The 20,411-nt window shown below is 71.7% G+C and carries 18 protein-coding genes and 1 pseudogene; 6 read left to right on the forward strand and 13 right to left on the reverse strand.

From position 1 onward, the window contains the following. Positions 1 to 17: 17 nt before the first annotated feature. From AB0M30_RS44255 to AB0M30_RS44270, 4 genes are all read right to left on the reverse strand, one after another. Positions 18 to 1,754, reverse strand: a complete 1,737-nt coding sequence (locus tag AB0M30_RS44255) for an LpqB family beta-propeller domain-containing protein (RefSeq protein WP_364597691.1) — start codon at positions 1,752 to 1,754, stop codon at positions 18 to 20. Next, positions 1,751 to 3,475: an MtrAB system histidine kinase MtrB gene (gene mtrB / locus AB0M30_RS44260; protein WP_364597693.1), complete on the reverse strand. Its 1,725-nt coding sequence runs from the start codon at positions 3,473 to 3,475 to the stop codon at positions 1,751 to 1,753. Before mtrB ends, AB0M30_RS44255 begins: the two co-directional genes overlap by 4 nt. 7 nt (positions 3,476 to 3,482) lie before the next feature. After that, entirely contained in the window at positions 3,483 to 4,160 is a 678-nt protein-coding gene (gene mtrA / locus AB0M30_RS44265; protein WP_005150760.1) for an MtrAB system response regulator MtrA, read from the reverse strand. Between the two features lie 180 nt (positions 4,161 to 4,340). After that, entirely contained in the window at positions 4,341 to 4,655 is a 315-nt protein-coding gene (locus AB0M30_RS44270; protein WP_364597696.1) for a bifunctional 3-phenylpropionate/cinnamic acid dioxygenase ferredoxin subunit, read from the reverse strand. A gap of 165 nt (positions 4,656 to 4,820) precedes the next feature. Between AB0M30_RS44270 and AB0M30_RS44275 the strand changes: the two genes are divergently transcribed. Next, complete coding sequence (locus AB0M30_RS44275) at positions 4,821 to 5,612, forward strand: IclR family transcriptional regulator (RefSeq protein WP_364597699.1); 792 nt, start codon at positions 4,821 to 4,823, stop codon at positions 5,610 to 5,612. Here AB0M30_RS44275 and AB0M30_RS44280 read toward each other — a convergent pair. Beyond that, a complete protein-coding gene (locus tag AB0M30_RS44280; protein ID WP_364597703.1) occupies positions 5,591 to 6,571 on the reverse strand; it encodes a WYL domain-containing protein in 981 nt (326 codons plus the stop codon). The genes AB0M30_RS44275 and AB0M30_RS44280 overlap by 22 nt on opposite strands. 64 nt (positions 6,572 to 6,635) lie before the next feature. Between AB0M30_RS44280 and AB0M30_RS44285 the strand changes: the two genes are divergently transcribed. From AB0M30_RS44285 to solA, 3 genes are all read left to right on the forward strand, one after another. Further along, positions 6,636 to 7,085, forward strand: coding sequence for a hypothetical protein (locus tag AB0M30_RS44285; protein WP_364597706.1), 450 nt, complete (start codon positions 6,636 to 6,638; stop codon positions 7,083 to 7,085). An 89-nt stretch (positions 7,086 to 7,174) separates the two neighbouring features. Then, positions 7,175 to 9,235, forward strand: a complete 2,061-nt coding sequence (locus AB0M30_RS44290; RefSeq protein ID WP_364597709.1) for an FAD-dependent oxidoreductase — start codon at positions 7,175 to 7,177, stop codon at positions 9,233 to 9,235. Then, entirely contained in the window at positions 9,232 to 10,362 is a 1,131-nt protein-coding gene (gene solA / locus AB0M30_RS44295) for an N-methyl-L-tryptophan oxidase (RefSeq protein ID WP_364597712.1), read from the forward strand. Before AB0M30_RS44290 ends, solA begins: the two co-directional genes overlap by 4 nt. On the opposite strand, the gene AB0M30_RS44300 is transcribed toward solA, so the two are convergent. From AB0M30_RS44300 to AB0M30_RS44310, 3 genes are all read right to left on the reverse strand, one after another. Then, positions 10,351 to 11,004, reverse strand: coding sequence for a dTMP kinase (locus tag AB0M30_RS44300; RefSeq protein ID WP_364597715.1), 654 nt, complete (start codon positions 11,002 to 11,004; stop codon positions 10,351 to 10,353). The two genes, solA and AB0M30_RS44300, sit on opposite strands and share 12 nt — an antisense overlap. A 165-nt stretch (positions 11,005 to 11,169) precedes the next feature. Continuing rightward, entirely contained in the window at positions 11,170 to 11,919 is a 750-nt protein-coding gene (locus AB0M30_RS44305) for a hypothetical protein (RefSeq protein WP_364597717.1), read from the reverse strand. Next, positions 11,916 to 12,512, reverse strand: a complete 597-nt coding sequence (locus AB0M30_RS44310; RefSeq protein WP_364597720.1) for a papain-like cysteine protease family protein — start codon at positions 12,510 to 12,512, stop codon at positions 11,916 to 11,918. Before AB0M30_RS44310 ends, AB0M30_RS44305 begins: the two co-directional genes overlap by 4 nt. A gap of 247 nt (positions 12,513 to 12,759) precedes the next feature. Between AB0M30_RS44310 and AB0M30_RS44315 the strand changes: the two genes are divergently transcribed. Further along, complete coding sequence (locus tag AB0M30_RS44315) at positions 12,760 to 13,758, forward strand: hypothetical protein (RefSeq protein ID WP_103341215.1); 999 nt, start codon at positions 12,760 to 12,762, stop codon at positions 13,756 to 13,758. A 472-nt stretch (positions 13,759 to 14,230) separates the two neighbouring features. Here AB0M30_RS44315 and AB0M30_RS44320 read toward each other — a convergent pair whose 3' ends face one another. From AB0M30_RS44320 to ahcY, 4 genes are all read right to left on the reverse strand, one after another. Next, positions 14,231 to 14,656 carry a YjdF family protein gene (locus tag AB0M30_RS44320; RefSeq protein WP_103341214.1) on the reverse strand — a complete coding sequence of 142 codons (426 nt, stop codon included), beginning with the start codon at positions 14,654 to 14,656 and terminating at the stop codon, positions 14,231 to 14,233. 341 nt (positions 14,657 to 14,997) lie between these two features. Further along, positions 14,998 to 15,441, reverse strand: coding sequence for a type II toxin-antitoxin system VapC family toxin (locus tag AB0M30_RS44325; protein WP_364597724.1), 444 nt, complete (start codon positions 15,439 to 15,441; stop codon positions 14,998 to 15,000). Then, entirely contained in the window at positions 15,435 to 15,722 is a 288-nt protein-coding gene (locus tag AB0M30_RS44330; RefSeq protein ID WP_360173277.1) for a toxin-antitoxin system HicB family antitoxin, read from the reverse strand. Before AB0M30_RS44330 ends, AB0M30_RS44325 begins: the two co-directional genes overlap by 7 nt. Positions 15,723 to 15,832: 110 nt before the next feature. Next, positions 15,833 to 17,305, reverse strand: a complete 1,473-nt coding sequence (gene ahcY, locus AB0M30_RS44335; protein ID WP_103341211.1) for an adenosylhomocysteinase — start codon at positions 17,303 to 17,305, stop codon at positions 15,833 to 15,835. Positions 17,306 to 17,397: 92 nt separating this feature from the next. On the opposite strand from ahcY, the pseudogene AB0M30_RS44340 reads away from it, so the two are divergent. Then, positions 17,398 to 19,667, forward strand: a pseudogene (locus AB0M30_RS44340) (hypothetical protein). Between the two features lie 63 nt (positions 19,668 to 19,730). Here the strand turns inward: AB0M30_RS44340 and AB0M30_RS44345 are convergent. Beyond that, the gene (locus tag AB0M30_RS44345) at positions 19,731 to 20,411 is read right to left on the reverse strand and encodes an LPXTG cell wall anchor domain-containing protein (RefSeq protein ID WP_364597728.1); all 681 of its coding nucleotides are present in this window, start codon (positions 20,409 to 20,411) and stop codon (positions 19,731 to 19,733) included.

Consider the following 20,411-nt stretch of genomic DNA (forward strand, 5'->3'; position numbering starts at 1 on the left):
CACCCGAGTGAAAAAGATCAGCCCGGATAAAAGGGATCCGCGTCCTTCATCGTGTGCCCCTGCGGCCGCCACACCTCGCCCAGCACCGACGCCGTCCAGAGGCCGTTGGCGTCCGCGACCACGATCTGGCGGCCGGGGGCCGCCGTCACGCCGTGGACCGTCGGGGTCAGGTTGCTGCTGTTGAACGGGTCGATCCGCTGGCCGTCCACCGTCACCTTGACCACCGGCTGGGACGACGACTTCGTCACCACCACCAGGCTGTCCGGGGCAACCCAGTCGACGTCGACGACGTCCTCGAGTTCGTGCGGCTGGAGGTGGCGCGGCTCGCGCAGGGACACCGAGTCGCCGTTGGCGACCACCGAGGCCACCCACAGCTGCCCCTTGATCACCGCCGCGACGCGCGCGCCGTCGCGGGAAAAGCGGAGCTCCGTCAGGTCGCCCTGCTGGGTCAGGTCCGTGGCGTTGACGCTCAGCGCCGTCCACTGGCCGTTCTGGTCGAGCACCATCCGGCCCACCGACGGCCCGTCGACCACCGTCCACAGCTCGCCGGTGCCGGGGCGCCACGTCGGGCGGCTCAGGGAGCTGCCGCCGACGGCGGTCAGCGCCAGGTCGTGGCCGAGGTCGCCGATCCGCAGGCGCACCCCGCCGCCGCTGCGCTCGACCACCGCCAGGCGCTTGCCGTCGATCGACTGGGCCGCGCTCACGACGTCGTACCCGCCGTTGCCCGCCGGGCCCGGCACCGGGGCGCCGTCACCGAGGGAGCGGACCCGGCCGCCGACCGTCATCAAGCCCGGCAGCTGCAAGCTGATCGACAGCGACGCGCCGTACGCGGGCAGGTCGCTCTGCCGCCAGTCCGGGTGGTTCGGCACGAGCGGGGCGCCGTCTCCGAGGATGCGGATCCGAGCCGATGTGACGTACTGCAGGGACAGCACGATCTGCGCCGCGATCAGGTTCCGGATGTCTTCGGGCACCCCCGTGAGCCCGGTCAGCGGCACCACCAGCGTCCCGTCGTCGAGGCTCTTGACGTTCGTGTCGATCTCGATGGGGTCGCCGAGCAGGTTCTTCACCGCGCCGGCCAGGCTCGTCGACGGCCCGCTGACCAGCAGGTCCATCACCCGGCCCGGCAGCCCCGACTGCGGCTTCGCGAGGACGTAGCGCCGGTCGGGGACGAAGGTGGCCGACGACTCCGAGTAGAAGCTCACCGGCACCGGCGTGTAGTTCTCCGTGAAGTCGGACTCGGTCGCGTACAGGTCGGCCGGCGGGTCGACGATGCGCCACTGGCCGTTCGGCTGCTTGCGCACCTTCACCTGCAGCAGCGCCGAGGTGTAGTCCGGCACGAACGCGCTGTTCTGGTCCAGCGTGCCGATGTCGATCCCGCGGACGTTGACGACCTGCGTGCCCGGGTCCGGCGGCGGGCCGGTGTCGTAGACCGTGCCGAAGGTGTCCTGGATGATCGTCAGGCTGCGGCTCGGCCGCCAGGCCGCCCGGCTCTGCTCGTCCAGGTACGCCCGGGCGGCGGCGTTGTTCTGCCCCGGCTTGAGCGTCGCCCCGACGAAGGCGCGGACCAGCGACAGCGGGTCGATCCCCGGCGGCGGCTCCGGCACCACGTCACCGGAGCTCTGGCCCTGCCGCTCGCCGGACACCACCTGGGGCTGCGACTCCAGCGGCACGTTCGCGCAGCCCGCGAGCAGCACCGCGCACAGGACCGAAAGCAGGACCTTCGCCCCGGCCCCCCGGAGAGCGTGTGGTTTCACTGACCGATTCCCTCACGTTCGGCGAAGATCGCCTCCGGCGCCGGCGTGACGTCGATGATCCCGAGCGGCACCTCGCCGGCGAACCGGTCGGGCGGCGGCAGGACCAGCGGCGAATCCCCGACGGGCACGCCCTGCTGACGCGGCAGCAGGAGCCGGAAGCAGGCGCCGCTGCCGGGCTCGCCCCACGCGTCGAGCTCGCCGCCGTGCAGGCGCGCGTCCTCCTGGCTGATCGCCAGGCCCAGCCCGGTACCGCCGGTGCGCCGGTTGCGCGACGGGTCGGCGCGCCAGAACCGGTTGAACACCAGGTCCGCCTCCCCGAGCCGCAGGCCGACGCCGTGGTCGCGGACCGTGATGGCGACGGCGGTTTCGTTCGCCCCGACCGTCAGCACCACCGGCTTGCCCTCGCTGTGGTCGACGGCGTTGGCGAGCAGGTTGCGCAGGATCCGCTCGACGCGCCGGGCGTCGACCTCGGCGATCACCTCTTCCTCGGGCAGCACGAGCTCCACCGAGCTGCCCGCGTTGCCGGCGATCACCCGCACCTGCTCGACCGCGCGGGTGGCGATCGGGCGGACGTCGATGAACTCCGCGGACAGGTCCTCGACACCGGCGTCGAGCCTGCTGATCTCCAGCAGGTCACCGAGCAGCGCTTCGAACCGGTCGAGCTCGTCGACCAGCAGTTCCGTCGACCGCGCGAGGCCGGCCGGGAACTGCTCGCGGGACGCGTGCAGCACGTCCGCGGCCATCCGGACGGTGGTCAGCGGGGTGCGCAGCTCGTGCGAGACGTCGGAGGTGAACCGGCGCTGCAGGCCGCCGAACTCCTCGAGCTGGCGGATCTGGCGCTGGATGCTCGCGGCCATCCCGTTGTAGGACACCGCGAGCTTCGCGAGGTCGTCTTCGCCGAGCACGGCGAGCCGCTGGTCGAGGTCGCCGCCGGCGAACTGCTCGGCCGCCGCGGCGGCCTGCCGGACCGGCCGGACCACCTGCCGCGTCACCAGGTTCGTGATGCCCGCCAGCAGGAGCAGCAGCACGAGCCCGCCGACCAGCAGCGTGTTCTGCACCGTCGAGACGGTGTTCTGCTCGGTCGTCAGCGGGAACAGCAGGTACAGCTGCAGCGGGACGGCCACGGTGCTCAGCGGCGTGCCGACGATCAGGTACGTCGTGCGCCCGCCGCCGGACTCGGGGGCGGTGTGCTCGAGGAAGCTCATCTGGTCGGCTTCGACGAACTGGCGCAGCCGCGGCGGCACGTTCTCGAACGGGCCCGCGAACGCCAGCGTGGCGCCGGACTGGTCGTGGCCGCCGCTGGCGAGCACCGGGACGAACGTCCCCGCCGCCGACCCGGCCGCGTCCTGGCTGGTCGGCGTGATCGCGATCTTCTTCAGCGCGTTCTCGAGCCGGTTCGTGAGCGCCTCGACGTTCTCGGAGCCGAGGCCGACGAGCTCGCCGGCGGCCGTCTCCGCCGCCGCGCGGGTCTGCGCGACCGCCGCCGTGCGCTTGGTGTCCAGCAGCCGTTCGGTGATCTGGTTCTGCAGGACCATGCCCAGCACGAAGACCACGGCCGAGGACAGCGCGAGCGTCGACACGGTGACGCGGAACTGCAGCGAGTGCTTCCACAGCTCGTTGAACGCGACCGCGCGGCGGCGCGCGAAAACGACGACACGCCGCACCAGGCGTGCCGTCGAACGCGCGAACGCGGGGAGCCGTCTGCCGGTCTCCGTGCTCATCGACTCATCACGGCGGGCCGGCCTTGTACCCGACGCCGCGAACGGTCAACACCACCTCGGGGTGTTCCGGGTCCTTCTCCACCTTCGAGCGCAGCCGCTGGACGTGCACGTTCACCAGCCGGGTGTCGGCCGCGTGGCGGTAACCCCACACCTGCTCGAGCAGCACCTCACGGGTGAACACCTGGCGCGGCTTGCGCGCCAGGGCCACCAGCAGGTCGAACTCCAGCGGGGTCAGCGGGATGGCCTTGCCTTCGCGCGTGACCTCGTGGCCCGGCACGTCGATCGCCAGGTCGCCGATGGTGAGCGATTCCGCCGGCTCGGCCTCGGTGCGGCGCATGCGGGCCCGGACCCGCGCGACCAGCTCCTTCGGCTTGAACGGCTTGACGACGTAGTCGTCGGCGCCGGACTCCAGGCCGAGGACGATGTCGACGGTGTCGCTCTTGGCGGTGAGCATGACGATCGGCACCCCGGACTCGGCGCGGATCGCCTTGCAGACGTCGATCCCGTTCATCCCGGGCAGCATCAGGTCGAGCAGGACGAGGTCGGGTTTCAGCTCACGCAGCGCGGGCAGCGCGCGTGAGCCGTCGGCGACCACCGCCGTGTCGAACCCCTCCCCACGGAGCACGATGGTGAGCATCTCCGCGAGGGCGGGGTCGTCGTCGACCACGAGAACACGTGCCTTCATGTCCACATATTCGCACTAGTTCCGGCGCCCGCACGCACGACCCGCGTGTTTGACCACCAGAAAGATCAAGATCGCGTGAGCTCCCTGCTCCATCCGGGTGCCGGTGGACGGTCCGTGAAGGTCGCACCGAAGGGACTCGGAGTCCCTCGTTGCGGCCTTCACGGACCTGCGAGGAGAGTTTCAGGGAACGGCCGGCACGGGCGCGTCGACGTACACGGCGCCGTCGGTGACGACCACGGGGTGGGTCCGCACGGGTGCCTTCGCCGGCAGGCAGGTGGGCGCACCGGTGCGCAGGTCGAACCGCGCGGCGTGCAGCGGGCACTCGACGAAACAGCCTTCGAGCCAGCCGTCGGCGAGCGAAGCGTCCTGGTGCGTGCAGGTGTCGTCGACGGCGAAGAAGCCGTCCTCGGTGTGGAACACCGCGATCGGAGCGGGACCGTCGAGGCGGAGCGCCTCCCCCTGGGGCAGGTCGGCGACGGCGCAGGCTCGGATCATCGGGGCCTCCGGAGAACGACTGGCGGGATGCCGGGGCGGTACGTGAAAGTTGCGCATTGTGAAACGATGTGCAACTTGCGCAACAATCCGGCTTCAGGGACGTCCTCGTCAAGAGATTCCCCCACTCAGCCGATAGGCACCCCGCGAAACGGATACTGTTGCGCCATGCGAAACCAGGACTCGGGCAACGCAACTCAGAGCCAGGTGCAATCGGTCGACCGGGCCATCAGCGTGCTGGAACTGCTCGCGCGCAACGGCGAAACCGGCATCACGGAGATCGCGGGCGAACTGGGCGTCCACAAGTCGACGGCGTCGCGCCTGCTCAGCGTCCTGGAAACCAGAGGCCTGGTCGAGCAGCTCGGCGAACGCGGGAAGTACGCGATCGGCTTCGGCATCGTCCGGCTGGCCGGGGCCGCGACCGGCCGCATGGACCTCGCGAAACTGGGCCGGGCCAGCTGCCTGGTGCTGGCCGACGAGCTGGGCGAGACGGTGAACATCGCCATCGCCGACGACGGCGTCGCCATCAACATCAGCCAGGCCCGCGGCTCGGCCGCGATCACCACGCAGAACTGGACGGGCCAGCGGACGCCGCTGCACGCGACCTCGAGCGGCAAGATCCTCCTGGCGTACATGGGCGAAGCCGAGCGCAAGCGGGTGCTGAAGCGGAAGCTGGAGCAGTACACCCCGCGCACGACGGTCGAGCCGGACGAGCTGATGACCGAGCTGGACCGGGTGCTCGAAGACGGTTATGCGGCCTGCTACGAAGAACTCGAGCTCGGCATGCACGCCGTCGCCGTGCCGATCCACGGCCCGGGCGGGGACGTCGTCGCCGCGATGAGCGCTTCCGGGCCGTCGTACCGGCTTTCGAAGCAGCGCGTGAAGCAGATCGTGAAGCCGATGACCGAGGCGGCGGAGGAACTTTCCGCGCAGCTGGGCTATTTCCGGGACCAGGGGTAGAGCCGCGCCATTTCGCGGATCGTCTTTCCCATGTGCGCCACCAGTTCCGCGGGCGCCAGCACCTGGGCGTCCGCGCCGAGCCGCAGCAACCCGGCGGCCGCGTGGGGCACGCTTTCCAGCGGGACCTTCGCGCGCTGCCAGCCTTCGGCGTCCGCGGGTTCGAGGGTGCGGGCCGCGAGCCGCGCCGCTCGCGGGCCGAGGATGTCCGGCAGGGCGGCGATTCCGGCGGGCGACAGCCGCACGACGGCCGTCTCGCCGTCTTCGCTCTCCTCGTACCGTTCGACGTGCGTGCGCCAGAAATCCGCCAGGTCGAAGCCGGCCGGCCGGGTGAAGTGCTCGTCGAGCGCCCGGAACTCCTCGATGTTGCCGACGCGGTAGGTGCGCGGCTCCGGCCCGGCCACGAGGTACCAGACGCCGGCCTTGAGGACCAGGCCGAGCGGGTGCAGCCGCCGCGTCACGACCCCGGGCGCCGGCGACCAGCGGCGGTACCGGACCTCGACGACCTGGTCCTGCCACAGCGCTTCCGCGGCCGCGAGCAGCTGCGGCACCGGATCCGCTTCGCGGTACCAGCCGGGTGCGTCGAGGTGGAACCGCTGCCGGATCCGCACCGACGCGTCGCGGTACGGCGTCGGCAGCGCGGCCATCAGCTTGAGCTCGGCGGCGGCCACCTGGGCCCCCAGCCCCAGCTCGGCCGCCGGTTGCGGCAGCCCGGTGAGGAACAGGGACCCGGCTTCGCCCTCGGTCAGCCCGGTCAGCCGGGTCCGGTAGCCGTCCATCAGCTGGTAGCCGCCGTTCGGGCCGCCTTCGGCGTAGATCGGGACACCGGCGGCGGCGAGCGCTTCGACGTCCCGGTACACGGTCCGCGCGGTCACGCCGAGCTCCGCCGCCAGCCGGGCGGCGCTCATCCTCCCCCGGTTCTGCAGCAACAGCAGCAGGGACACCAGCCGGCTCGCGCGCACCCGGCGAAGTCTGCCAGCAGCCACTGACAAAAGATGTCAGTGGTGGCACCCCAGGATCGTCGGCATGAACGACTTCGACTTCTTCATCGGCTCCTGGACCGTGACGAACCGGCGGCTCGCCAAGCCGCTGACCGGCAGCGACGACTGGACCGTCTTCCCCGGCACGGCCACCTCCCAGTCCCTCTTCGAGGGTGGCGGCAACCTGGACGAGATCGTCTTCCCGACCCTGGGCTTCCGCGGCTGCACCCTCCGGCTCTTCGACGTCGAGCGCGAGGAGTGGTCGCTGTACTGGGCCAGCAACCGGACCGGGCTGCTCCAGCCGCCGGTCGTCGGCGCCTTCGACGGCGACCGCGGCGACTTCTACGGCGACGACACGCACGAAGGGGCCCCGATCAAGGTCCACTTCGCCTGGACGGGCACGACCACCGCGACCCCGCGGTGGCAGCAGGCGTTCTCGGCCGACAGCGGGCAGACCTGGGAAACCAACTGGGTCATGGAGTTCGCCCGCGCCTGAGGGGACACCGTTTCGGGTGCTTGACACTGCGTCGCGCATGACGCACGTTGTTGCCGAAGACGCAACCTCGCCCGGAGGGATCCCGCGAAATGGCAGCACGGCCCCGGGTGGTCGTCGTCGGCGCCGGCCTGCTCGGCTGCGCGCTGGCCGACGAGCTGACCGAGCGCGGCTGGACCGACGTCACCGTCGTCGGCGACGACGGTGACGTCGATCCAGCCCACCCGGGCCTGGTGTTCCGCACCCACGCCGACCGCACGCTGACGGCGTTCGCCCAGTACACCGTCGAGAAGTACAGCGGGCTCGACGGCCAGTGGTGCTTCAACCCGGTGGGCAGCCTCGAAGTCGCGACGTCGCCGGAGCGGCTCGAGGACTTGAAGCAGCACCACGGCTGGGCGACCTCGTGGGGCGTGCGCGGCTACCTGCGCACGCCCCGCGAGTGCGCCGACCTGCACCCGCTGCTCGACGAAGCCCGGGTTCTCGGCGGCTTCCACGTCCCCGGCGACGGCCTGCTGCACGCGCCGCGCGCGGCCGAAGCCCAGGCCCGGCGGGCCAAAGCCCGGGGTGCCCGGTTCGCCGCGGAGGAGGTCACGGCGATCGAGCGCGGCGGCGGCCGCGTCACCGGCGTCGTCACCGCGGCCGGGCGGATCCGCGCCGACGTCGTCGTGTCGTGCGCCGGCGAGCTCGCCGGCCTGGACCTGCCGCAGGTGCCGCTGACCCACGAATACCTGCTGACCTCGCCGTTGCCGGACCTGGCCGGGCACAACGACGAACACGTGCAGGCGGGCAAGCCCGTGCTGCGCCACCTCGACACCGGGATGTACGTCCGCGAGCACGTCGACCGGCTCGGCGCCGGGGTGGCCGTGGCCGCCGATCTCCTGCCCGCACTCCGCGACGCCGGCGCCGGAACCAGCACGACGGTGGTGCTTCCCGGCACCCCGGACGGGCGGCCGCTGCTGGGCGAGCACCCGGACATCGACGGCTTCTGGATCGCCCGCGCCGTCCGGCCCGAGCACTCCGCCGGGGTCGCCCGCGAACTGGCGCGCTGGCTCGTCGACGGGCAGCCGTCGCTGGCCCTGCACGGCTGCGACCTCGCGCGGTTCGCCCGGTTCTCCCGGTTTTCTTCGGAGCCGGTCCGCACCGGCCCCTTCCACGAACGGCAGCTCGCGCTGGGCGCGCACTTCGGTTCCGCGGACGGCTGGGCGCGGCCGGAGCGGTATTCGGCCGAGGTGGCCGCCGAAGCGGCCGCCACCCGTGAGCGCGTCGCGATGTTCGACCTGACGCCCGAACCGCGGCTGGCCGTCACCGGCCCCGGCGCGCTGCCGTTCCTGCAGGCCATGACGACGGGCGACCTCGCTACCGCGCCGGGCACGGTGACCACCGCGTTGCTGCTCGGCGAGGACGGCGGCGTCCGCGGCCACCTGACGGTGGCCCGCCTCGGCGACGAGCGGTTCCACGTCGGTGCCGGCGGGCGTCTCGATTTCGCTTGGCTGCGAAGGCATCTCCCGCGCGACGGCACGGTGCAGATCCACGAGACCACCCCCGGCACGTGCTGCCTCGGCCTCTGGGGCCCGCTCGCCCACGAAGTCCTCCCCGGACTGTCCACAACGGATTTTTCGGCCGAAGAGACGTACGTCGGGGACGTCCCGGTCGTCGCCTTGCGACTGTCCACAGTGGGCGAACCGGGCTGGGAACTGCACACCACGGCGGATTTCGGGCGACGCCTGTGGGACACGCTCCGGGGCTACGGCGTGGCCGTCGCCGGCCAGCAAGCCCTCGCCGGCCTGCGGCTGGAGGCCGGCGTCACGACACCCGGCGTCGACTTCACCACCGAGCACGACCCGTACGAAGCCGGGCTCGGTTCGGCTGTCCGGCTGGACAAGGGCTACTTCCTCGGCCGCGACGCGCTGGCGGGCCGCTCCGCCGCGACGGTGAGCCGGCGGCTGACCCGGCTGACGACCGGTGCGGTCGTCGGAAGCGGGGATCCCGTGTACGTCGACGGCCACCCGGCCGGGTACGTCACCAGCGCCGGGTACGGCCACACCGCGGGCAAAGCCATCGCCTACGGCTGGCTTCCCGTGGAGTACAGCCGGTCCGGGACACCGGTGCAGGTCGGGCACTTCGGCACGCGCGTCCCGGGGAGGGTGGCATGACGCACTACGACGTGATCGTCGTCGGCCTCGGCGGGATGGGCAGCGCCGCGGCGTACCGGCTGGCGCAGCGCGGGCAGCGGGTGCTGGGCGTCGACCAGTTCGCGCCGGTGCACAACCGCGGGTCGAGCCACGGCGGTTCGCGGATCACGCGCCAGGCGTACCTCGAAGGCCCCGAGTACGTGCCGCTGCTGCTGCGGGCCCACGAACTGTGGGACGGTCTCGAGCGCGACAGCGGACGGCGGCTGTTCACCCGCTGCGGCGGGATCGTGGTCGGCCCGGCGGAGTCGCGGACGATCACCGGCAGCACGGCGTCGGCCCGCGCCTTCGGCATCCCGCACGAACTCCTGGACGCGGCGGAAATCCGGCGCCGGTTCCCGACGATGGCGCCGGCTCCGGGCGAAGCCGCGCTGTACGAGCCGGGTGCCGGGCTGGTGTCCCCCGAAGGCAGCGTCGCCGCGCACCTGCAGCTCGCCGCGCGGTGCGGCGCCGAACTGCACCACGAGGAGAAGGTCTTCACCTGGAGCACCACGGCCGGCGGAGTCCGCGTCGGGACGTCGCACCGCTACTACACGGCCGAACGTCTGGTGCTGTGCCCCGGCGCGTGGGCCGGCGAGCTGCTGCGCGGCTTCGGCATCGCCTTCACGGTCCGGCGGCAGGTGCAGTACTGGTTCGCGCCTTCGGGCGGGATCCGGCCGTTCCGGGAGCATCCGATCTACATCTGGGAAGGCGACGGCTACACGTTCTACGGCTTCCCGGCGCACAACGCGCCGGCGGACGGCGTCAAGGTCGCGTTCCACAGCGGCGGCCGGACGTGCACGCCCGACGGCATCGACCGGGCGGTGTCCGGCGACGAGGTGCACGAGATCGCGTCCGTGGTGAAGCGGCACCTGCCGACGCTGCCCGGCGCGTTCCTCCGGGCCGCGACCTGCATGTACACCGACACGGCCGACGAAAGCTTCGTGCTCGCCCCGCACCCGGCCGAGGAGCGGGTGGTGCTGGCGTGCGGGTTTTCCGGCCACGGCTTCAAGTTCGCCCCGGTGGTCGGCGAAATCCTCGCCGACCTGGTGGTGGACGGCGCCACCGCGCACCCGATCGCGCGGTTCGACCCGGCCCGGCTACTGCCCTAGCAGCGTCGTCGCCAGCGCTTCGTGGTCCACGCCCGCAACGCCGTCCAAGACGTGCCACGGCGCGAGCCAGCCCGACGCGGCCAGCTCGTCGTAGACGGCCGCGCACCGCCGCTGCAGGCCGTCGTCGGTTTCGAAGGCGTCCCGCTCCCGGCCGGTCTCGGTCCCCGCACGGCGTTCGGCCCGCTCGGCCGCGACCGCCGGGGCGACGCGCAGCAGCAGGTGCAGGTCCGGGCGGGGCAGGCCGAAGCGGTCGAGCTCGAGCTCCCACACCCACTTCACGACTTCGCCGGCCGCGTCCTGCCGCAGGCGCGCGGCCGCGTACGCGGCGTTGGAGGCGACGTACCGGTCGAGCAGCACGACGTCGTGGGCGTCCCGCAGCTCACGGATGCGGTCCGCGGCGCCGCTGCGGTCCAGCGCGTAGAGCATCGCCATGCCGTACACGGAGTCGGCGAGGTCGCCGTGCCCGCGGTGCAGCGCCTCGCGGACGAGGTCCGCGTGCACGCTCTCGCCGTAGCGCGGGAACGCCAGCGACGCCACGCTCGCGCCCTTGGCGCCCAGCGCCGCCGTCAGCCCGTCGGTCAGCGTCCGCTTGCCCGCGCCGTCGAGCCCTTCGATGACCACCAATCGACCCACGGAGGTCACAGTACTGATCCGGCCAAAAGCAGGCCGACCCCCCGCGCCGCACGCAACCGTTGCCACGAAGTCATTCGGCCGTGACTGTGGTCGGATCAGAACCGATCAGCACAGTAACGGTGGTGGACCGGCGGGCTCGGTGGAAGGGGATCGACGCCGAGCCCGCCGGTTCGTTTAGGCGGCGTGCCGCCGCAGGTGGAGCACGTAGCCGGCGCCGCTGACCGCGAGCACGCCGACGAGGATCAGCAGCGGCACCCAGCCGGTGTCGTGGCCGGACGGCGCCGGGCCGCCGTCGCCGCGGGGCATCACCTGGGACGTCGCGTCGAAACCACCGGCCTCGCCGTCACGGGAGTAGACCGAGCCGGGGAGCTTGTCGGCGTAGCGTGCTTCGACGGTCTGCTGGTACCCGACGACCGCTTTGCCGTCCGACAGCGACGTGATCCGGCCGTCGCGGACCGCGTACCAGGCGTCGATCTGCGGTTCGTGCAGCAGCTGGGCGCCCGCGGGCAGCTTCCGGGCGTACTCGCCCTCGACGTCACCCGAGGCGATGTTGCCGACCTGCCAGGTGCCGTCCGCGCCCCGGACCGACCAGAGCGTCGCGGTCCGGCCGTCGGAGGCACTCGCGGGGATCGCGAAGTAAGCGAAGTCACCTGGCGCCGCGTCGGGCTTGCCCGCGACGAAGTCCGGCGAAAGCTCGTACACGGCGTAGGCGTCCGGCGCGATCCGGACCGAAACCGGCCCCTGGGCGCCCGGGGTCTGGGCGAAGAACCGGACGAGGACGTCCTGGAACCCCGCGGCCGCGCGGTGCGCCGCGGAGGCGTCGGCGCTGCTGATGCCGGCGGCCTGGGCCGCGCCTGACACCGGAGCCGTCATCAGCAGCGCCGCGCCGGTCAGCACGGCGAGCACGAGCGCCCGCCTGCTCATCGGGCGATCCCGGTGAGCGTGTGCGTCCAGGTGAAGGACGAATTCTGCGTGTAGTAGCCGTAGGTCGACCAGTTGTAGCGCTTGGCGGGGCCGGGGTCGCCCCAGAACACCCAGTCACCGCGGGTGTCGTAGCCGTAGAGGACGTGCACGTGGCCGCCGCCCGAGTTCCAGCCGACCCGGGTCTCGACCGGCTGGTTCGCGGCGGTCTGCGTCCGGACGTCGGCGTAGGAGATGCGGCGGTCGAGGTAGCGGCCCGGCGAGCTGAAGCCGAGCTGGGCGAAGGCGCGTTGCGGGTCGGCGAGGGTGCCGGGGAGGTTCGCGCAGTCCGCGCCGGTGTCTCCGATCACACCGGTGTTCCCGTGGGCGAGCCGGCAGAACCGCGTCTGGCTGACGACCGCGCCGTGGTAGGCGGCGATGGTGTTGCCCGCGCCGGCCCAGCACCACTGGCTCTTCTGCTGGAGCTGCAGGACGATCTGGTTCCGGTAGGTCGACGGCACTCCGGGCGCGGCTGCTTGGGACTGCGTCGGCGCGACCAGGCACAACAGCAGGCTCACAGCCAGTACGGCGTGGACCTGGCTCGACTTCACCAGCACAGACGGCCTCCTGTGGCGGAGTGGGCGAACCAGCGGTGGTCACAACGGTGAACAACGCGGTCACAAGGAGCAAGAACGCCATCCGGAGGAACGGACCGTTCCGGGGGACAGCCGGAACGCGGAACGCTCACCTCAACGAGGCCAACCACCCTGAACGGGGGTCGGCACGGCCACCCTACGCTGCTACCGTGAACGTTCCGCGGTGTTCACGCCCAGCGCACACACTGGTCGGGTGAAGGGACGAGCGGTGGCACAAGACGGGAACCTCCCACTGATCATCGATGGCGCCCGCACGACCCGGGCATCGGTCGCCGAACTGCCGAAAGAGCTGACCGAGGCACTCCGCACCGGCGAGTTCCACCACGCCCTCCGGCTGGCGATCGCCTACCGCGGGCTGTCGCTGGCCCGGCTGCGCGCCCACCTCGCGCTGCGCGGGGTCCAAATCGGACAGTCGACGCTGAGTTACTGGCAACGCGGGCTGCGTCAGCCCGAGGTGCCGAAGGCGCTGCCGGCGGTCCGGGCCCTGGAATCGGTCCTCCAGCTGCCGGCGGACGCCCTCGTGGTGCTGATCGGCCCACGACTGGTCCGCCGCGGCCACCAGCCGGCGGCGTCGTTCCACGACCTGCGGTCCGGTGACATGGGGTCGATCGTCGAGGACCTGCTGGCCGAGCTGGGCGCGTACCCGTCGTCGAACCACTACAACGCGGACCTGGAACTGCTGTCGGTCCACGACACGATCACGTTCGACGCGGAGCACCGCCAGGTCAGCCTGCGCACCCGTTTGGTGACGCGCGCCCGCCGCCACGGCCCGGACCGGTACCTGACGGTGTACAACGGCGACCCGGGCTGCCGCATCGACGACGTCGAGCTGATCACGGACGAGGGCTGCCGGGTGGGCCGGATGCGCCGCAACCCGGACGCGGACACGATGGCAACGGAGCTGCTGTTCGACCGCAAGCTGGCCGAGGGCGACATCCACGTGTTCTGCTTCGAGGTCCGCGACGACTCGGGCTCGGCGTCGCCGGGCTACTACCGGATGCTGCGCGACCGCTGCGCGAGCTACCTGGTCCAGCTGCGGTTCGACCGCAACGCGCTCCCGGCCCGCTGCACCCGCCAGGTCCGCGCCCGCGACGACGCCCTGCCGGTGGTGGCGGAGGAACTGGCCTGCGACATGGGCGGAGTGAGCAGCGCGTTCTTCAACGACGCGGGACCCGGGTTGGCCGGGGTCGCGGTGGAGTGGAACTGACCCGTGTCGCCCCTCCAATCACGCGAGCTGACCCTCCAATCACGCGAGCTGACCCTCCAATCACGCGAGATGCCCCGCTGATCACACGAGATGCCCCTCCGGTCACGCCGGATGGCCGCTTGAGCGCGGCCGGCTCGCGCTTCCGAAGAGTCGGTTCGCGCACCCAGCGGGTCGGCCCGCGTACCCAGAGGGTCGGTCCGCGCTCCTAAAGGGTCGGGCTCGCGCTTCCGAAGGGTCGCCTCGCGCACCCAGCGGGTCGGCCCGCGTACCCGGAGGGTCGCCCCGCGCACCCAGCGGGTCGGCTCGCACACTCCGAGAGTCGGCTCGCGTGCTTGGGCGGCCGACTCATGTGATTGGGCAGCCAACTCGCGTGATTGGGCAGCCAACTCACGTGATTGGGCAGCCGACTCACGTGATTGGGTGGGCGACTCGCGTGATTGGGCGGGCAACTCGCGTGATTGGGCGGGCATTGCTAGTGGCCGCGGTGTTTGGCGCGGGCCTTGGCCCGGGCCAAGGCCCGGCGGCGGGCGGCCTCGGTGGCCGCGCGGCGTTTGCGGGCCGCTTTGTTCTCGGCCGCTCGGTGGGTGACCGCGTCGCGCAGGGCGCGCTGGGCGGCGGTGCCGATGCCCTCGTCCTCCTGGGCCTTCTTCGCCAGCTTCGCGAGGCGCTTGGCGTTGAGACGGGCGGTCGGCCGCTGCTCGGCCGGGGTCGGCGGGGCCGCGCGGGCTTCGTCGGCCAAGCGGGCGAAGTCGCGGCCAGCGGCGAAGGCCGACAGCTCGGCGTTGGTGGGCTCGGTGCCGAAGATGTGGCGCGCGGCCCGGACCAGGCCGTCTTCGTGGATTTCGTAGACGCCGATCCAGAACCGGCCGTCGTGGTACAGCGTGAACACCCCGCGCATCGGGAAACCTCCAGGCGTGACGGATCAGCCTGGCGCCACCGGTTTCCCGCCGAAGCGGGACAACGAGCCCTGAGCGAGCCGCCCGGACTACCTACCGGGCCGTGAGGTTCGTGAAGCCAAGAACGGCACCAGGCTACGCCGGACCGCCACCGATGCCGATCTCGTTTCCCTCGGGGTCGCGGTAAAGCCGCTCGGAGATCGCCGCGACGCGCTCGTCGAGGTCGCCGACGAACAGGACGTGCCTGGCATGCCCGGTGGCCCGCTCCGGACGGCGCTCGACGAAAACCAGGCCGGCGCCCGCTCGTGGTCGAGTACGGCGATGCCCGCCATCAGGTCGACCGTCACAGCACCTCGAACCCGTTGGCCTTGGCGGCATCGGCCTGACGCTCGTCGCGGGTGACGAAGGTGACCGGCCCGCCGTCGGTCAGCTCGGCGGTGGAGTGCATCGCGACCGCGATGTGGATCGCGTCGAGCGTGCGCACCGGGTAGTTTTCGGTGACCAGCCGCCGAGCTGCCGGAAAGATCCGATGCGGTGCCAGCGGGATCACCCCCAGCACCGTGCGCGTGTCCTCGTCGAACTGGGCCAGGAACTCGCGGGCGTCCGGGATCCGCCCGCTCCGCTTGGCCGCGGCGAAGGCGCTGGCGCACTCCAGCCGGGTCAGCTCGCTGGTGAGCACAAGGTGCCCACCGTCGATCAGGAGCTCCCGCAGTTCGGCGTGGTCGGCCTCGTCGGTGAGGTAGGCCCCGACCACGGCGCTCGTGTCGGCGTAGAAAACGGTCACCATTCACCCCGGGTCCAGTCGAGTGCCTCGCTGACGGCCGTGCCCCAGCCACGCGAGCGCTTTTCCAGCTCGTCGTGCCCCGGCGCTTCGCCCTCCGGCACGAACGCGATCAGTTTGCCTTCCGCCACCAGGCGGTTTCTCCGCTCGAGCGCGGTTTCCGTCTTTGCCACAACGCCCCTCAACGCTTCCGTGACCAGGTCGTTCATGCTGCGCCCTTGAGCCTCGGCGAGCGCCTTCAGCCGGGCGTGCAGCTCGTCGTCGATCCTTGTGATCAACTGTTTCACGACTCCATGATAACACGTCACCCATTCGTGCTATCACTGTCACAAACGCAAAACAAAGGGCCGCCCCGAACACTTTCGGGGCGGCCCTGACCAGCGGAAACGCGAAAACCTCAGTACCGGTAGTGCTCCGGCTTGAACGGGCCTTCGACGTCCACGTCGATGTACTCGGCCTGCTCCTTGGTGAGCTTGGTCAGCTCGCCACCCAGGGCGTCCAGGTGAATGCGAGCCACCTTCTCGTCGAGCTTCTTCGGGAGGCGGAAGACCTCCTTGTCGTACTCCTCGTGCTTGGTGAACAGCTCGATCTGCGCGATCACCTGGTTCGAGAAGCTGTTCGACATCACGAACGACGGGTGGCCGGTCGCGTTGCCCAGGTTCAGGAGCCGGCCCTCGGACAGCACGATGATCGTGTTGCCGTTCGGGAAGATCCACTCGTCGACCTGCGGCTTGATGTTGATCCGGCGGATGCCCGGGTACCGCGCCAGGCCCGCCATGTCGAGCTCGTTGTCGAAGTGGCCGATGTTGCCCAGGATCGCCTGGTGCTTCATCTTCGCCATGTGCTCCACCAGCACGACGTCCTTGTTGCCGGTGGTGGTGATGATGATGTCGGCCTCGGGCAGCACGCTCTCGAGCTTGCGGACCGCGTAGCCGTCCATCGCCGCCTGCAGCGCGCAGATCGGGTCGATCTCGGTGACGATCACCCGCGCGCCCTGGCCGCGCAGGGACTCCGCCGCGCCCTTGCCGACGTCGCCGTAGCCGCAGACCACCGCGACCTTGCCGCCGATCAGCACGTCGGTGCCGCGGTTGATGCCGTCGATCAGGGAGTGGCGGATGCCGTAGCGGTTGTCGAACTTCGACTTCGTCACCGCGTCGTTGACGTTGATCGCCGGGAACAGCAGCTCGCCCGCCGCCGCCAGCTGGTAGAGGCGCAGGACGCCGGTCGTGGTCTCCTCGGTGACGCCGCGGATGCCCGCGCCGATCTTGGTCCACTTGTCCTTGTCCGAAGCGACCGACGCGCGCAGCAACTCGAGGAACACGCGGAACTCGTCCGAGGTGTTCTCGTCCGGGGTCGGCACGACGCCCGACTTCTCGTACTCGGTGCCCTTGTGGACCAGCATGGTGGCGTCACCACCGTCGTCGAGGATCATGTTCGGGCCCTCGCCGTCCCAGGAGAGCATCCGCTCGGTGCACCACCAGTACTCCTCGAGCGACTCGCCCTTCCACGCGAAGACCGGGACGCCCTTGGGCTCCTCGGGCGTGCCGTGCGGGCCGACGACGATCGCCGCGGCCGCGTGATCCTGCGTCGAGAAGATGTTGCAGGACGCCCAGCGCACCTCGGCGCCCAGCGCCACCAGCGTCTCGATCAGCACTGCGGTCTGCACGGTCATGTGCAGCGAGCCCGACACGCGCGCCCCGCGCAGCGGGTAGACCTCCGCGTATTCGCGCCGCAGCGCCATCAGTCCCGGCATTTCGTGTTCGGCGAGGCGGATTTCCTTGCGGCCGAACTCGGCGGCCTCGAGGTCGGCGACGGCGAACTCGATGCCGTTGCGGGTCTCGTGCCGCTTGGCAACGCTTTCGGGGGTCATAGTGGCGATTCCTCCAAGACTCGATGACACCAGAACACTACCGTTGTCCGCTCGACTGTCCCTAGAAGTGTTAGGAGGCCCTTACCGTGCCCATGCCCGGCTCGGACACCCGCGTCGTGGAAATCCGCGTCGCCGGGCTCGTGGGCACCAGCGGGGAAACGCTGCTCGACGCGGTTTCGACCGTCGACGTCGCCGGCGACGGCCTGGGCCGCGTGGTCCGCCCGGCGGACCGGCTGCGGCGCCCGGCGCCCGGGCCGGTGCTGCCGGCGCTGGGCCGGTCGATCCCCCGGACGCTCGAGGGCTACCTCTGGCACGGCATGACCTCGGGCGGCGCCGCGAAGGCCACCTGGGCGCTGTTGTTCCCGTTCTCCTGGCCAACGTCTGTTTCTGGATGCTGCCGCCGGTCCCGCCGGGCCGCCGCCTCGCGCGCGTCCTCGGCGCCGTGTGCCGCGGTCTGCTGCGCGTGGGCGCCCTGCTGCTGACGATGCTGCTGATGGGCCAGCTCGCGGCGATCGCGCTCGACCTCTTCGCCGCGCAGTGCCTCGCGCCCGGATCGGGCTGCCTGCCGGTGGTCCCCGACGTGCTGCGCGCACCGGGAGCCCGGATCGCCGTCGGCGTGCTGCCGCTGCTGGCCGTGATCTTCGTCCTGCACCGGATTTCCAGCGCGACCTGGGCGGTGCACGCCGAGGGCGACCTCACCGGCGGCCCGCTGCGGATGCGCGCCGACCCGGAGACGCCGGCCCTGCGCTGCCTGCACACCGTCGCGGCGCTGGCCTCGGTCGCACTGCTGCTGCTCGGCGGCCCGTTCCGCGTACCGGGCGGCACCGTCGACCTCGTGGCCTGGATCGTCACGCTGGCGGTGGTGCTCGCCACCGTCATGGCCGCCGCGATCGGCGTCGACACCGGCCGGTTCGCCCGGCCCGGCGTGCTCGCCTTCGCGACCCTGCTCGTCGTCGTGGCCGCGGTGCGGCTCGTGCTTTCGCACGGGCCGGGCGCGGGTCCGCTGCCCGGCACGAACGCCGTCGTCGAAGGTCTCGGCGCGGCCCTGGTCGCCGTCACGGTGCTGTTCGCCCTGTTCCTCGCCCCGGCGGCGCTGCTGGCCCGGCCCGGCTGGAAGCACAAGCCGCAGCGGCTGCGGCCGTGGATGGGCGGCTGGGCGGCCGCGCCGGTGCTCGCGCTGGCCGGCCTGCTCGGCGGCGGGTTCGGGGCCGGGCTCGCCGAAGCGCTCCGACGGCTCTCCGGGGCGGAACACCTGAAGGTGCCCGACACGTATTTGCTGGTCACCGTCCTGTGGGGCGCCGGGCTGGCCCTGGCCGCGGTGCTCGGCGTGCTGGGTTTCGCGGTCGCCGTCCCGCTGCGACGGCTGCGGCGGGGCATCCCCGAAATCGTCGAGCTGATGGAGCACGACGAGCGCCAGGAGGCCCAGGCCGCGGCGGCGTGGGCGCGCTCGGCGTGGGAACGGCGGCACCTGCACCACCTGGCGCTGGCGGTCGCGAGCGCGATGTCCGCCGGCGGCGCGGCCCTGCTGGTGCTGCGGTTCGGGTTCGGGCTGGTCCCCGGCTGGTTCGGCCCGTTGTCCGCGATCGGCGTGGTCGCGCTCGGCGCGCTGGCCGCGGGCCTGCTGCGCGTGGTCTACACGGCTGCCCGCACCCCGCAGCGCAGCCGCCACCTCGGGGCCCTGGCCGACCTGGTCTGCTTCTGGCCGCGGGCGGCCCACCCGACGGTTCCGCCCTGCTACGCGCTGAAGGTCGTCCCGGAACTGGCCGCGCGGGCGCGGGAACACCTCGCCGAACCCGGCACGCGCGTGGTGCTCTCCGGCTACAACCTCGGCAGCCTGCTGACGATCATGGCGGCCGCCCGGCTGGCGGCCGAACTGCCGGAAGCGGACCTCGAGCGCGTCGGCGTGCTGACCGCCGGGTCGCCGCTGCAGTGGGGCTACCAGCGCGCTTTCCCGGCGCTGCTGCCCCAGGAAGCGCTGGAACGGCTCTTCGCCGACCTGGACGGCCGCTGGCGGGCGCTGTGCCGCGGCACCGACATCTTCGGCGGCGGCGTGACGACCTGGCGGCACTCGGTCGCCGACCGGCGGCTGCACGGCGTCGGGTTCCTCCCGGACGGCGGCTGCGGCCCGGTGTCGGCGGCGGCCGACGCCAACGGCGTCCTGATCCTCGGCGGCGACCACTGGCTGCCGGACCCGCTGCGCGGCCCGACCGGGCGGCACCGCTGGGCGCCGGGGGTGCTCAAGCACCAGGACTACGTGGTCGACGCCGAATGGGACCACGCCGTCGCGATGGCGGCCGGCCTCGGCAAGCCGTCCTGGGGCGAGCAGGGCTCGCTGTTCGGGGACTTCCCCCCGAAACGGTGAAGGCCCCTCGCGCGCGGAGCGAGGGGCCTTCAGCCGTGGAACTAGCTCGGCTTCACCAGAGGACTAGGAAGCCTTGCGGCGGAACTTCAGCAGCGCGAGCAGGCCGCCACCGGCGACGAGCAGCAGCGCGCCGACCCAGATCAGCCAGCTGTTGTCGAAACCGGTGTTGGCCAGGCCGCCACCGGTGCCCGACTCGTTGCCCGCCGGGACGACGGCCGCCGGGGTCGAGCTGGTCGGCGCAACGGAGGTCTCCGAAGTCGCCGGGGTGCTCGGCTTGGTGGTGGCCGTCGTGGTGGGCGGCGTCGACGTCTTGGTGACCGGCGTCGTGGGGGGCGCGGTCGGCTTGGTCTTCGTGCCGCACAGGTACCACTTGCCGATCTTCGGCTGGCTGCCGTTGAAGTTGAACGGCGCGCGCAGGTCGTTCCACGGCGCGTTCTTGTCCAGCTTCTTGCCCGGCGTGTAGTCGTTGAAGCCGTCGTCGCCACCGGGGACGACGATGCGGGTGACCGTGACACCCTCGTTGACCGACTTGATGTTCAGCCGGGTGTTGTTCTTCGTCAGCTCGAAGACGACGTCCTTCTGGTCGAGGACCTGGCCGTCGGCACAGGGCGTCGGGTTACCCGGCGTCGGGTGGGGACGGTTGTCGTCGCTGTAGCAGGCCAGGGCGGAACCGGCGGTCCCGATCAGGGCAGCGGTGGTGAGCGCCATGACCGCCACGGCGCCGCGGAAGGAACGTCTGCGCAT

The sequence above is a fragment of the Amycolatopsis sp. NPDC051716 genome (assembly GCF_040681595.1).
Lineage (GTDB): Bacteria > Actinomycetota > Actinomycetes > Mycobacteriales > Pseudonocardiaceae > Amycolatopsis.

Bases quoted from the DNA above. Each gene is read 5' to 3' on its own strand.
- mtrB (WP_364597693.1), bottom strand. From the start codon at position 3,475: ATGAGCACGGAGACCGGCAGACGGCTCCCCGCGTTCGCGCGTTCGACG.
- mtrA (WP_005150760.1), bottom strand. From the start codon at position 4,160: ATGAAGGCACGTGTTCTCGTGGTCGACGACGACCCCGCCCTCGCGGAG.
- AB0M30_RS44270 (WP_364597696.1), bottom strand. From the start codon at position 4,655: ATGATCCGAGCCTGCGCCGTCGCCGACCTGCCCCAGGGGGAGGCGCTC.
- AB0M30_RS44275 (WP_364597699.1), top strand. From the start codon at position 4,821: ATGCGAAACCAGGACTCGGGCAACGCAACTCAGAGCCAGGTGCAATCG.
- AB0M30_RS44285 (WP_364597706.1), top strand. From the start codon at position 6,636: ATGAACGACTTCGACTTCTTCATCGGCTCCTGGACCGTGACGAACCGG.
- AB0M30_RS44290 (WP_364597709.1), top strand. From the start codon at position 7,175: ATGGCAGCACGGCCCCGGGTGGTCGTCGTCGGCGCCGGCCTGCTCGGC.
- solA (WP_364597712.1), top strand. From the start codon at position 9,232: ATGACGCACTACGACGTGATCGTCGTCGGCCTCGGCGGGATGGGCAGC.
- AB0M30_RS44305 (WP_364597717.1), bottom strand. From the start codon at position 11,919: ATGAGCAGGCGGGCGCTCGTGCTCGCCGTGCTGACCGGCGCGGCGCTG.
- AB0M30_RS44320 (WP_103341214.1), bottom strand. From the start codon at position 14,656: ATGCGCGGGGTGTTCACGCTGTACCACGACGGCCGGTTCTGGATCGGC.
- AB0M30_RS44325 (WP_364597724.1), bottom strand. From the start codon at position 15,441: ATGGTGACCGTTTTCTACGCCGACACGAGCGCCGTGGTCGGGGCCTAC.
- ahcY (WP_103341211.1), bottom strand. From the start codon at position 17,305: ATGACCCCCGAAAGCGTTGCCAAGCGGCACGAGACCCGCAACGGCATC.
- AB0M30_RS44345 (WP_364597728.1), bottom strand. From the start codon at position 20,411: ATGCGCAGACGTTCCTTCCGCGGCGCCGTGGCGGTCATGGCGCTCACC.